Below are 13,276 nucleotides of genomic sequence, written 5' to 3'. Positions count from 1 at the left end.
CCGAATTCTGCGGAGTATTGCGTTCACAGAAGAGGCATCGGACGATGACGACCACAGCGGCTCCCCCACCCGCGCTCCGCACCCCCAAGCGGCGGCGCTTCGCGGTCGACCAGAAGGGCTGGTTGTTCGTCGCCCCCTTCGCGATCGTGTTCGCACTGGTGTTCCTGGCGCCGCTCGTCTACTCGCTGTACCTCAGCTTCTTCCGCGAGCAGATCGTGGGCGGGAACGCGTTCGTCGGACTCGACAACTACTTCACCGCGTTCACCGACACCAAGCTGTGGGACGGCTTCCTGCGCGTCCTGCTGTTCCTGATCATCCAGGTGCCGATCATGCTCGTGCTGGCACTCGCCGCGGCTCTGGCGATCGACAGCGCCCGACTGCACGCCTCCGGCCTCTACCGGATCGTGATCTTCCTGCCCTATGCGGTGCCTGCCGTCGTCGCGGTCCTCATGTGGGGCTACATCTACGGCGACCAGTTCGGTCTCGCGGGCAACATCAACGACCTGTTCGGCGCCCAGGTGATCACGCCCTTCGTGCCCGAATGGATGATGGTCTCGATCGGCAACATCGTGACCTGGCAGTTCGTCGGGTACAACATGCTGATCTTCTACTCGTCGCTCAAGACCATCCCCGGAGACCTGTACGAGGCCGCATCCCTCGACGGCGCCGGAACCTGGCGCACGATCTTCTCGATCAAGCTGCCGGCGCTGCGCGGCTCGATCGTCATCGCCACGATCTTCTCGATCATCGGCAGCTTCCAGCTCTTCAACGAGCCGAACATCCTCAAGCCGCTGGCCCCCAACACGATCACGACGTTCTACACGCCCAACATGTACGCGTACAACCTGTCGTTCGCCGGCCAGCAGTACAACTACGCCGCCACCGTCGCGATCATCATGGGCCTCATCACCGCGATCGTCGCCTACGTCGTGCAGCTGCGCGGATCCCGTCAGGAGATGCGATGACCGCCCCCGCCTTCGCCCGTACCTCGCCGTTCATGCGGCGGAAGTCGCTCATCCTCACCATCGTGATGAGCCTGTTCATCCTCTACACGTTGCTGCCGCTGTTCTGGCTGCTGATCAACGCCACGAAGGAGCAGGGCGACCTGTTCACGACCTTCGGTCTGTGGTTCGGCAATGGATTCCACCTGTGGGACAACATCGTGGAGACCTTCACCTACCGTGACGGGATCTTCCTGCGGTGGCTGGGCAACACCCTGCTCTACGTCGTGGTCGGCGCCGGCGGCGCGACGCTGCTCGCGACCCTCGCCGGATACGGCCTGGCGAAGTACAACTTCCGCGGTCGCAAGGCGGTGTTCGCGGTCGTCATCGGCGCGGTCGCCGTGCCCGGCACCGCCCTCGCCGTGCCCACCTTCCTCATGTTCAGCCAGATGGGGCTCACCAACACCCCGTGGTCGATCATCATCCCCTCGCTCATCAGCCCGTTCGGCCTCTACCTCATGTGGGTGTTCGCCAGCGACGCGGTGCCCACCGAGCTGCTGGAGGCGGCCCGCATGGACGGCGCGGGCGAGTTCCGCACCTTCTTCACGATCTCGGTGAAGCTGCTCACCCCCGGCATCGTCACAGTCGTGCTCTTCACGGTCGTCGCCACCTGGAACAACTACTTCCTGCCCCTGATCATGCTGAGCGATCCCGCCTGGTATCCGCTCACGGTCGGTCTGAACCAGTGGAACGCACAGGCGACGGGCGCCGCCGCCGAGCCGATCTACAACCTGGTGATCACGGGCTCGCTCCTGTCGATCATCCCCATCGTCGTCGCCTTCCTCATGCTGCAGCGGTTCTGGCAGTCGGGGCTGAGCGCCGGAAGCGTCAAGCAGTGACGAGGGGCACTGTCTGACACCCGATTCCCCCTCACCACCGGCGCGTCCTGCTCCGGCATCCACAACAACGAAGTGAAGGAAAGTCCCATGTCACACATGCGCAAGGGTTCGGTGCTGCGTCGCGCCGCATCCGTCGTGGCCATGACCACCATCGCGGGCATCGCGCTGGCTGCCTGCGCCGGCGGCGGCGGTGCAGCCTCCGGCGGCGGAAGCGCCGACGACCTCGACAAGGCCCTCGAGGCCGGCGGCGAGATCACGTACTGGTCGTGGACGCCCTCCGCCGAGGACCAGGCGGCCGCGTTCATGAAGAAGTACCCGAACGTCAAGGTGAACGTCGTCAACGCTGGCACCAACAAGGACGAGTACACCAAGCTGCAGAACGCGATCAAGGCCGGCTCCGGCGCCCCCGACGTCGTGCAGATCGAGTACTACGCCATGCCGCAGTTCGCCCTCACCGACGGCCTGCTCGACCTCTCGTCGTACGGCTTCGGCGACCTCGAGAACGACTACACCGCCTCGACGTGGGGCTCGGTCGACTTCGACGGCAAGATCTACGGTCTGCCGCAGGACTCCGGCCCCATGGCCATGTTCTACAACAAGGCGGTCTTCGACCAGTACGGCCTGACCGTTCCCACCACCTGGGACGAGTACATCGAGACCGCGAAGAAGCTCACCGCAGCCGACCCGACCAAGAAGATCACGAACGACACCGGCGACGCCGGTTTCGCGACCTCGATGATCTGGCAGGCCGGCGGTCAGCCGTTCAAGGTCGACGGCACCGACGTCAAGATCGACCTCTCCGACAAGGGCTCGAAGCTGTGGGCCGACACCTGGAACCAGCTCGTCGACCAGAACCTGCTCTCGGACGCCTCCAGCTGGAGCGACGAGTGGTTCAAGGGCCTCGGTGACGGCTCGATCGCCACGCTGATCATCGGCGCCTGGATGCCCGGAAACCTCGAGTCCTCGGTCCCCAGCGCCGCCGGCAACTGGCGCGTCGCGCCCATGCCCACCTACGACGGCACCCCGGTGTCGGCCGAGAACGGCGGCGGCGGCCAGGCGGTCACCAAGCAGAGCAAGAACCCGGCGCTGGCCGCGGCCTTCCTCAAGTGGCTGAACAACGACCAGGAGAGCATCGACATCTTCGCGAAGTCGGGCGGATTCCCCTCCACCACGGCCGACCTGCAGTCGGACGCCTTCCTGAACGCCGAGAGCGACTACTTCGGCGGACAGCAGATCAACCAGGTGCTCGTGCAGGCCGCATCCGACGTCCGCAAGGGATGGCAGTACCTGCCCTTCCAGGTGTACGCGAACAGCATCTTCAGCGACACCGTCGGCCAGTCCTACGCCAACAAGAGCGACCTCAACGAGGGCCTCATGACCTGGCAGGACCAGCTCGTCAGCTACGGCAACGAGCAGGGCTTCAGCGTCAACAAGTAATCACCGACGAGGGGTGGGTCGCATCGCTTGCCGATCCGACCCACCCCTCGCCGCATCCCCGACCGGAAAGCGATCATGACCTCCGCCACCCGCATCGCCGTCGCGACGAACGCCGACGGCCCTGCCGTCCCCCGCCGCGTCTTCGGCACCTTCGTCGAGCACATGGGCCGCTGCGTGTACGACGGCATCCACGAGAGCGCGCATCCCACTGCCGACGCGAACGGCTTCCGCGCCGACGTGCTCGAGCTCGTGCGCGAGCTCGGTGCGACCGTCGTGCGCTATCCGGGCGGCAACTTCGTGTCGGGCTACCGCTGGGAAGACGGCGTCGGCCCCCGGGAGGAGCGTCCCGTGCGCCTGGATGCGGCATGGCACTCCACCGAGACCAATCAGGTCGGCCTGCACGAGTTCGCCGACTGGGCCGAGTCCGCCGGCCTCGAGCTCATGGAGGCGGTGAACCTCGGCACGCGCGGCGTCGCTGAGGCCGCCGACCTGCTCGAGTACACGAACCACCCCGGCGGCACCGCTCTCAGCGAGCGCCGCCGCCAGAACGGCCGCGACGAGCCCTTCGACATCCGCCTGTGGTGCCTCGGCAACGAGATGGACGGGCCGTGGCAGATCGGCCACAAGACGGCCGACGAGTACGGCCGCCTCGCCGCCGAGAGCGCGCGCCTCATGCGCTTCATCGACCCCGACATCGAGCTGGTCGCCGCCGGCAGCTCCAACCACGAGATGCCCACCTTCGGCGAGTGGGAGCGCACCGTGCTGCGCCACACCGCGGAACTCATCGACCACATCTCCGTGCACGCCTACTACGAGGAGACACCGGGCGACCCGGCCAGCTTCCTCGCCTCGGGCGCCGCCCTGAGCCGCTATCTCGACGACGTCGCGACCATCATCGACGAGGTGCGCGCCGAGACCGGCTCGTCCCGCGAGATCGGCATCAGCGTCGACGAATGGAACGTCTGGAACCAGACGCGCTGGAACGAGGTCGACAAGCCGCGCGTCTTCACCGGCGACTGGCCGATCGCCCCGCGCCTCATCGAGGACGACTACACCGTCACGGACGCGGTCGTCGTGGGATCCCTCCTCATCACCCTGCTGCGCCACGCGGATCGGGTCTCGATGGCCAACCTCGCCCAGCTCGTGAACGTCATCGCTCCCATCCGCACCGAGCCCGGCGGCCCCGCCTGGCGGCAGACGACCTTCTTCCCGTTCCAGCTGACGGCGGCCGCGGCACACGGCACCGTGATCGTCCCGACCGTCGAGAGCGCGTCGATCGACACGGCCAAGCACGGCGCCGTCGCGGCCGTGGATGCGGTGGCCACCGTGAACGGCGACGAGATCGTCGTCTTCGCCGCCCACCGTGAGCTGGACGAGGCCACCGAGGTCGTGATCGACCTCGATCGCGAGATCGCCGCGGCCGACGCGCTCGTGGTCACCGTGCCCGAAGACGGCGACCGCCACACCGTCAACTCCGCCGAGGCGCAGCCCGTCGCACCCGCATCCCTCACCGCGGTCGTCGACGGCACCCGCGTGCGCCTCACCCTCCCCCCGCTTTCCTGGGCGCGCATCACGCTGCGCGCGGCCCGCTGACCGAAACGAAAGACACCGTGAGCACCTTCACCGTCGGCGAGTCCGACTTCCTGCTGGACGGCGAGCCGCACCGCATCCTCTCCGGCGCGCTCCACTACTTCCGCATCCACCCCGACCACTGGGCCGACCGCATCCGCAAGGCGCGTCTGATGGGCCTGAACACGATCGAGACCTACGTCGCGTGGAACGCCCACGAGCCGGTGCGCGGGCAGTGGGACGCGACCGGATGGAACGACCTCGGACGCTTCCTCGACCTCGTCGCCGCCGAGGGCATGCACGCGATCGTGCGCCCGGGCCCGTACATCTGCGCCGAGTGGCACAACGGCGGACTGCCCGTCTGGCTCACCCGGACGCCGGGCATCGGTCTGCGCCGCTCGGAGCCGCAGTACATCGAGGCCGTCAGCGAGTACCTGCGGCGGGTGTACGAGATCGTCGTGCCGCGCCAGATCGACCGCGGCGGCAACGTCGTGCTCGTGCAGATCGAGAACGAGTACGGCGCGTACGGCTCCGACAAGGAGTACCTGCGCATCCTCACCGACCTGACCCGCGAGGCGGGCATCACGGTGCCGCTGACCACCGTAGACCAGCCCGAGCCGTGGATGCTCACCAACGGCAGTCTCCCGGAGCTGCACCTCACCGGCTCGTTCGGCTCGCGCGCAACCGAGCGCCTGGCGACCCTGCGCGAACACCAGACGACGGGCCCGCTCATGTGCTCCGAGTTCTGGGACGGCTGGTTCGACTGGTGGGGCGGGGTGCACCACACCACCAGCGCCGCCGCATCCGCCGCCGAACTCGACGCGCTGCTGGCAGCGGGCGCATCAGTGAACATCTACATGCTGCACGGCGGCACCAACTTCGGCACGACGAACGGGGCCAACGACAAGGGCCGCTACGCGCCGATCGTCACCTCGTACGACTACGACGCGCCACTGGACGAGTCCGGCTACGCGACCGAGAAGTTCCACGCGTTCCGCGAGGTGCTCGCCAAGTACACCGACGTCCCGGCCGAGACGGTGCCCTCGCGCCCTATGGCGCCCGAGCTGTCCGTCGCGCTCACCGCGGCGGGCGACTGGCTCCCCGCATCCGCAGGGCCCACCAGCGCCGAGCCCTGCACCTTCGAGGACCTCGGTCAGCTCGGGCCGCTCGTGCGCTACGACGTCGAGCTTCCCGCAGCGGCCTTCGGCGACGACGACGCGGCCGTGCTCGCGTTCGCCGAGGTGCGCGACCTCGCCTGGGTGTCCGTGGACGGCGTCGCCGTCGGACGGCTCTCGCGGGCACTGCACGAGCGCACCCTGACGATCCCCCGCGGCGCGCACCTCACGGTGCTCGTGGAAGACCAGGGCCGCGTCAACTACGACCACCGCCTCGGCGAGACCAAGGGACTCATCGCTCCGGCGACCCTCGGTGGCAGCGCGCTGACCGGGTGGACCGGAACACTCGTCGACGTGGAGCGCATCGCCGCGGGGATCAGCGCCGCCGCATCCGGATCCATCGCCGGGCGCACGGCGCTGCGCGGTGCGTTCACTCTCGAGGCCCCCGCCGACCTCTACCTGGACACCGCATCCTGGGGCAAGGGCTTCGCGTTCGTGAACGGCTTCTTCCTCGGTCGCTATTGGGCCAACGGCCCGCAGCGCACGCTCTACGTGCCGGCGCCGGCGACCCGCGCGGGCGAGAACGAGATCGTGGTGCTCGAGCTCGAGCAGGTGGCGAAGGCCGTGGCGGCATTCGTGGCCGAACCCGATCTCGGTCACCGTGAAGAGTGAGCGCCCGACTCGGGCAGGATGGATGACATGACCTGGCTTGTGACCGGCGGCGCCGGATACATCGGAGCGCACGTGGTGCGCGCGCTCACCGCGGCGGGCTTGACCCCCGTCGTGCTCGACGACCTCTCCAGCGGTCACGCCGCGTTCGTGCCCGAGGGCGTCCCGTTCGTCCGCGGCTCCATCCTGCAGCGCGATCTCGTGGAGCAGACCCTGCGCCAGTACGAGGTGACCGGCGTCATCCACGTCGCCGGGTACAAGTACGCCGGCGTCTCGGTGAAGCGTCCGCTGCACACGTACGAGCAGAACGTCGAGGGCACGCGCGTCGTGCTCGCCGCGATGGCGGCGGCCGGCGTCGACAAGCTCGTGTTCTCCTCCAGCGCCGCCGTCTACGGCACCCCCGACGTCCCGCTGGTCGTCGAGGACCTGCCGAAGCGCCCGGCCTCCCCGTACGGCGAGTCGAAGCTGATCGGCGAGTGGCTCATCCGCGACCAGGCCGTCGCGACGGCCGACGAGGATGCACCGCTGCGACACACCTCGCTGCGGTACTTCAACGTCGTCGGCTCGGGCGACCCCGAGGTCTACGACACCAGCCCGCACAACCTCTTCCCGATCGTGTTCGAGAAGCTGATCGCGGGCGAGACCCCGCAGATCAACGGCGACGACTACGACACGGAAGACGGCACGAACGTACGCGACTACGTGCACGTCGCCGACATCGCCGCCGCTCACGCCGTCGCCGCCCGCCGCCTCGCCGCGGGTGAGCCGCTCGAGGCCGCGTACAACCTGGGGTCGCAGAACGGCCTGTCGGTGCGCCAGATCATGGACGCGATGGCACGGGTCACCGGCATCGACTTCACGCCCGTCGTCGGCCCGCGCCGCGCGGGCGATCCCGACCGCATCGTCGCCACGGGCGAGCTCGCCGCACGCGACCTCGACTGGGCCAATCGCTACTCGGTCGACGAGATGGTGCGTTCGGGCTGGGAGGCCCGCCGCCGGGCCTGACCTGCGCATCTGAAGCGGGCGTTCGCCGCCGCATCCCTCCGGATCGCGGCCGCGGGCGCCCGCTTCGGGTTTCGGGGCGCGGCGGGTGTGCGGTTCACCGTTCGTGGGCGTCGGCAACACAGCTCAGTCGATCGCGGCTCATTCGGTGTCCGCGGACGGGTGATCGGCACATCCCGGCTGAGTTGTGCGCCCGAACTCCTGCACAACCGGCGTGCGGCCCCCGCATCCGGCCCCGACCGAGGGTTCTGCAGGAGTTCGGGCACGGACGCGGCCAGCACCCCCGGCGACCACCCCCGGTGCCTCGACCCGGTATCCGACCCGGCGCCCCTGCCGGCACTACTCAGCACAGCCCCGGTCGGCCGGGGCTGTGCGGTCCCGGCACCGACCGCTTCCGGCTGAGTTGTGCGCCCCAACTCCTGCACAACCGGCGTGCGGACCCCGCATCCGCCCCCGACGGACGATTCTGCAGGAGTTCGGGCACGGACGCGGCCGACACCGACCGCGGCCAGCCCCAACTCAGCCAGCGCCCACACGGCCGGCACCTGGCGCCCCGACACCGGCCGGTTCCGGCTGAGTTGTGCGCCCCAACTCCTGCACAACCGGCGTGCGGCCCCCGCATCCGGCCCCAACCGAGGGTTCTGCAGGAGTTCGGGCACCGCGAGACCCGCGCGTCAGGCGGAGTCGCGCCAGACGACGGGGGCGTCGAGGAGGATGCCGGTGCGCACACTCTGATCGCCATCGAGCTGTGCGAGGACTGCTGCGGCCGCCGCAGCGCCCAGCCCCTCGGCGGGCTGGTGCACCGTGGACAGCTGCGGCGAGGTGCGGGTCGCCCACGCGCTGTCGTCGAAGCCCACCACCCCGACGTCCTCGGGGACTCTCCGCCCCGCCGCGCGCAGGGCCTGCATGGCGCCGGCCGCGACGGCGTCGGATGCGGCGAACACGCCGTCGAGGTCGGGGGCGCGTTCGAGCAGCCGCGTCATGCCGGCGGCACCGTCGGCGAAGGCGTACAGGTCGACGGGTTCCACCAGCGCGGGGTCGAACGCGTCGCCCAGCGCCGCGCGGAATCCGGCGAGGCGGTCACTGCCCGAGTCGCGGTCGAGGGCGGCTGCGATCATGCCGATCCGGCGGCGACCCGTCTCACGGAGTCTGGTGACGACGGCCTCGGCCGCGCCGCGGTTGTCGATGCCCACCCAGGCGCCGCTGATCCCGGGCGGGTGGCCGACGAAGGCGACGGGTAGCCGAAGGCGCTCCACCACATCGGAGATGGGGTCCTGATGCCGCGCGGAGACGATGACGGCGCCGTCGACGAAACCGCCCGAGAGGTACCGCGCGACCCGGTCGGTGTCGCGCGCGGTGTCCACGACGACGCACACCATCTGATAGTCCGCCTGCGACAGCGTCGTGTTCGCCCCCAGCATGATTCCGCCGATGTTGGGGTCCTCGAGGAACAGCGAATGCGGCTCGTGCACGATGAACCCGACCGCCTGCGTGCGCTGGCGCACGAGGTTGCGCGCCGCGGTGTTGGGCACGTAGCCGACCTCGCTGATGGCGCGGTGGATCGCCTCGCGCGCCTGTTCCGACACGTACCCGCCGTTGAGCACGCGGCTGACCGTTCCCCGCGACACCCCGGCGGCGCGCGCCACGTCGTGCACCGTGGAGCGGCGGGGTCCGGATGGGGATGCGGCCATGGGCGCCAGCCTATCGGCGCTGCCGCGCTTGACGGATGCGGCGAACCGTGACAATCTGTGCACGTTCACAGATTCTCTTCGGAGATTCTTCGCACGCAATTGTGTGCACGTTCACAGCTACGCAAAGGAGCGCCACGGGATGCCCGACGCCGCCCATCTCGCCACCCTCGCCGCAGACGGCATCGTCTTCGGCAGCGACTACAACCCCGAACAGTGGGACCGGTCGGTGTGGGAAGAGGACGTCCGCCTGATGAACGAGGCCGGCGTCAGCCTCGTGGCCATCAACGTCTTCGGCTGGTCGGACATCAACCCCGCTCCGGGCGAGTGGGACTTCACCGCCCTCGACGACATCATCGAGCTGCTGCACTCCCACGGCATCCGCGTGAACCTCGGCACCGGCACCGCGTCGCCGCCGCCGTGGCTGAGCCGCATCCATCCCGAGATCCTGCCGGTCTCCGAGGACGGCGTGCGCGCCTGGCCGGGCGGGCGTCAGGCCTACTGTCCCAGCTCCCCCGTCTTCCGTTCCTACGCCGCCGAGGTCGTCACCCGGGTCGCCGAGCGCTACGGGAGCCACCCGGCCGTCGCCCTGTGGCACGTGTCGAACGAGCTCGGCTGCCACAACGCGCTGTGCTACTGCGATGCGAGCGCCGAGGCCTTCCGCGGCTGGCTTCAGCGCCGCTACGAAACGATCGAGGCGCTCAACGACGCCTGGGGCACCGCGTTCTGGAGCCAGCGCTACGGCACCTTGGACGACGTGTTGCCCCCGCGCCGCGCCCTGTCGCTGCGCAACCCCGGCCAGATGCTCGACTTCCACCGCTTCAGCTCCGACGAGCAGCTCGGCCTGTATCGCGCCGAGGCGGCGATCATCCGCGCGGCGAGCGCCGTCCCCGTGACGACGAACTTTATGGTGACGGCCCACATCCGCAACCTCGACTATTGGTCGTGGGCAGGAGAGATGGATGTCATCGCCAACGATCACTACCTCGACAACCGCCTCCCGCTCCCCCGCGCCGAGCTGTCTTTCGCGGCGGATCTGACCCGCGGACTCGCCCAGGGTGCCCCATGGCTGCTCATGGAGACCTCGACCGGCGCGGTCAACTGGCAGCCGTACAACCTCGCGAAGAGCGACGGCGAACTCCTGCGCAACGTGGTCACTCACGTCGCGCGCGGCGCCGACGGCATCTGCTTCTTCCAGTGGCGCGCCTCGGCTCAGGGGGCGGAGAAGTACCACTCCGCGCTCGTCCCGCACGCCGGCACCGACACCGCGGCCTGGCAGCGCGTGCTCGAGCTCGGCCGCACGCTGCGCGCGCTCGCCCCGGTCGCGGGTACGCGGGTGCACGCGCAGGCCGCCCTCCTCTTGAGCTGGGAGAGCTGGTGGGCCGCGGAAGGAGAGGGGCGCCCGAGCGAGGCGCTCGCCTACCTCGAGCAGGTCCACGCGGCACACGCTGCGCTCACCGCGGCGGGCCTCACCGTCGACATCGTCCGCCCCGGAGCATCTCTCGATGACCACGCGCTCGTCGTCGTCCCGGCCCTGCACCTCGTGCGGGATGCGGATGCGGCCGTCATCGCCGACCGGGCCGCATCCGGGGCCGCGGTGCTCGTCACCTTCTTCAGCGGCACCGTCGACGAGCGAGACGCCGTGCGTCTGGGCGGCTACCCCGGCGCGTTCCGCGACCTGCTCGGGATCGGCGCGGAGGAGTTCGCCCCGCTCGAGCCCGGACACACGGTGCGCCTCGGATCCGGTGCCGTCGGCCACGTCTGGACCGAACGGATGCGGGCGTTCGACGCCGAGGTCCTCGACACGTTCGTCGACGGCCCTGCGGGCGGCATGCCCGCCCTCACCCGTCGCACCGTCGGCACGGGCTCCGCGTGGTACCTCGCCACCCAGCCGGACGCGTCCTCCTACGCCGGGATCGTCTCGCGGATGGCGGCGGAGGCCGGGCTCGAGCCCGACGCCTCACGCATCCCCGGCGTCGAGGTCGTGCGCCGGCGGGGCGAGCAGGGCTCGTATCTGTTCGTCATCAACCACTCAGAGAACGAGGTCGCCGTCGACGTCCGCGGCCGCGACCTGCTCACCGACCAGCCGGTCGACGGCACCGCGGTCGTGGCCGCCGGTGCCGTCCGGATCATCGAGGAGTCCCTGTGACCATCACCGAAGCGCCCGTACGGCGCCGGACGCGGGTGCCGCACAAAGCGGCGATCGCGTTCCTGCTGGTGCCGTTCGGCATCCTGTTCACCCTGTTCTACGTCGCCCCGATCCTCTTCGCGATCGTGCAGTCGACACTCGTCGTGCGCCGCGAGGGCACCTTCGGCAAGGCCGAGCAGGTCTTCGGCGGATTCGCGCAGTACGTGCTCGTCTTCCAGAACGAGGCGTTCTGGAGCTCGGTGGGGCGGATGCTGCTGTTCGGCGTCGTGCAGGTGCCCGTCATGCTCGGTCTCGCACTGCTGTTCGCACTGCTGTTGGACTCGCCGCTGGTCAAGGGCAAGCGCTTCTTCCGCCTCGCGTTCTTCGTGCCGTACGCCGTGCCCGGCGTGATCGCCGCGATCATGTGGGGCTCGCTGTTCTCGCCGAACCTGTCGCCCTTCACCGCCCTGACCAAGAACGTCGACTTCCTCGGCGCCGATCTCGTGCTGTGGTCGATCGCGAACGTCGTGACCTGGGTCTACGTCGGCTACAACATGCTCATCATCTACTCGTCGCTGCTGTCCATCCCGACGGAGATCTACGAGGCGGCGCGCCTGGACGGGGCCGGGCAGTTCCGCATCGCCTGGTCGATCAAGATCCCCCTCGTGCGGCCGGCGATCGTGATGACCGCGATCTTCTCGATCATCGGCACGCTGCAGCTGCTGGCGGAGCCGCAGGTGTTCCGCTCCTTCAGCTCGGCGGTCACCAGCACGTACACCCCGAACATGACGGTCTACGCGACCGCATCCATTCCCAACCCGAACCTCGCGGCCGCGTTCTCGGTCGTGTTGGCCGTGACCACCTTCGTGCTCTCGTTCGGATTCATGAAGTACATGCAGCGGAAGGGCAACGCATGAGCGCCACCGTCGCCACCCGCCGGAACTCCGGCGCCACCCGTCGTGTGCGCGAGCCCCTGGTCTCGCGCGGCTCGGCGATGCTCATCATGGCCGTGTTCACGGTCTACTTCCTGCTGCCGCTGTGGTGGCTGCTCGTGGCGTCCAGTAAAGACACCGGCGACATCCTCACGACGAACCCGCTGTGGTTCGCCGACTTCCGGCTGTTCGCGAACATCGGCGATCTGTTCGCGTACCGCGATGGCATCTACCTGCGCTGGCTCGGCAATTCGCTGCTGTACGCCGGGCTCGGCGGTGCGATCGCGACACTGCTGGCGGCGATGGCGGGGTACGCCCTCGCGAAGTACCGCTTCCCGGGGCGCGAGTTCCTGTTCAACGTCGTGCTCGGGGGCGTGCTCGTGCCGGCGACGGCGCTCGCTCTGCCGCTGTTCCTGATCTTCAGCCAGGTGCAGCTGACGAACACGTTCTGGGCGGTGTTCCTGCCCTCGCTCGTGAGTCCGTTCGGCGTCTACCTCGCGCGTATCTTCGCCGCATCCTCCGTGCCGGACGAGCTGCTGGAAGCGGCACGCCTGGATGGCTCGGGCGAGATCCGCACCTTCTTCACCGTCAGCATGCGGCTGATGACGCCTGCGCTCGTGACGATGTTCCTCTTCCAGTTCGTGGCCATCTGGAACAACTTCTTCCTGCCGCTGATCATGCTGCGAAGCGAGGAGCTCTTCCCGGTCGTCTACGGCCTGTTCGGCTGGAACAACCAGCTGAACCAGCTGCCCGAGCTGCGGGGACTCGTCCTCATCGGCGCCCTGCTGTCGGTGATCCCGCTGATCGTCACGTTCCTGTTGCTGCAGCGCTTCTGGCGCGGCGGGCTCGGCGCGGGCGCCATCAAGTGACCCCAGACTCCGGGCGGAAGGAACCGC

Annotated in this window: 10 protein-coding genes; 9 read left to right on the top strand and 1 reads right to left on the bottom strand. The window is 69.0% G+C overall.

Annotation, left to right across the window (positions count from 1 at the left end; all coding sequences use genetic code 11):
* Positions 1-44: 44 nt before the first annotated feature.
* The 6 genes from EHF32_RS14705 (at position 45) to galE (ending at position 7,635) form a co-directional block, all read left to right on the top strand.
* Positions 45-965 (top strand): carbohydrate ABC transporter permease, encoded by a 921-nt coding sequence (locus EHF32_RS14705; protein WP_137418881.1) that lies wholly within the window; start codon positions 45-47, stop codon positions 963-965.
* Positions 962-1,840, top strand: coding sequence for a carbohydrate ABC transporter permease (locus tag EHF32_RS14700; RefSeq protein ID WP_192900654.1), 879 nt, complete (start codon positions 962-964; stop codon positions 1,838-1,840). Before EHF32_RS14705 ends, EHF32_RS14700 begins: the two co-directional genes overlap by 4 nt.
* Positions 1,841-1,927: 87 nt before the next feature.
* Entirely contained in the window at positions 1,928-3,277 is a 1,350-nt protein-coding gene (locus EHF32_RS14695; RefSeq protein ID WP_137418880.1) for an ABC transporter substrate-binding protein, read from the top strand.
* Between the two features lie 75 nt (positions 3,278-3,352).
* Entirely contained in the window at positions 3,353-4,870 is a 1,518-nt protein-coding gene (arfA, locus tag EHF32_RS14690; RefSeq protein WP_137418879.1) for an arabinosylfuranosidase ArfA, read from the top strand.
* A 17-nt stretch (positions 4,871-4,887) separates the two neighbouring features.
* Complete coding sequence (locus EHF32_RS14685) at positions 4,888-6,633, top strand: glycoside hydrolase family 35 protein (RefSeq protein ID WP_137418878.1); 1,746 nt, start codon at positions 4,888-4,890, stop codon at positions 6,631-6,633.
* 27 nt (positions 6,634-6,660) lie between these two features.
* A complete protein-coding gene (gene galE / locus EHF32_RS14680) occupies positions 6,661-7,635 on the top strand; it encodes a UDP-glucose 4-epimerase GalE (RefSeq protein ID WP_137418877.1) in 975 nt (324 codons plus the stop codon).
* A 671-nt stretch (positions 7,636-8,306) separates the two neighbouring features.
* On the opposite strand, the gene EHF32_RS14675 is transcribed toward galE, so the two are convergent.
* Positions 8,307-9,323: a LacI family DNA-binding transcriptional regulator gene (locus EHF32_RS14675; protein ID WP_137419276.1), complete on the bottom strand. Its 1,017-nt coding sequence runs from the start codon at positions 9,321-9,323 to the stop codon at positions 8,307-8,309.
* Between the two features lie 139 nt (positions 9,324-9,462).
* Between EHF32_RS14675 and EHF32_RS14670 the strand changes: the two genes are divergently transcribed.
* Genes EHF32_RS14670 through EHF32_RS14660 form a run of 3 tightly spaced genes read left to right on the top strand, consistent with a single transcriptional unit; the run spans position 9,463 to position 13,249 of the window.
* Complete coding sequence (locus EHF32_RS14670) at positions 9,463-11,469, top strand: beta-galactosidase (RefSeq protein WP_137418876.1); 2,007 nt, start codon at positions 9,463-9,465, stop codon at positions 11,467-11,469.
* Positions 11,466-12,365, top strand: coding sequence for a carbohydrate ABC transporter permease (locus tag EHF32_RS14665; protein ID WP_137418875.1), 900 nt, complete (start codon positions 11,466-11,468; stop codon positions 12,363-12,365). The genes EHF32_RS14670 and EHF32_RS14665 overlap by 4 nt, the downstream gene beginning before the upstream one ends.
* Positions 12,362-13,249: a carbohydrate ABC transporter permease gene (locus tag EHF32_RS14660; RefSeq protein WP_238343730.1), complete on the top strand. Its 888-nt coding sequence runs from the start codon at positions 12,362-12,364 to the stop codon at positions 13,247-13,249. Before EHF32_RS14665 ends, EHF32_RS14660 begins: the two co-directional genes overlap by 4 nt.
* Positions 13,250-13,276: the final 27 nt, after the last annotated feature.

The organism is Microbacterium sp. RG1, from assembly GCF_005347485.1.
Taxonomy (GTDB): Bacteria; Actinomycetota; Actinomycetes; order Actinomycetales; family Microbacteriaceae; genus Microbacterium; species Microbacterium binotii_A.
This window is presented reverse-complemented; position numbering and strand designations above follow the sequence as displayed.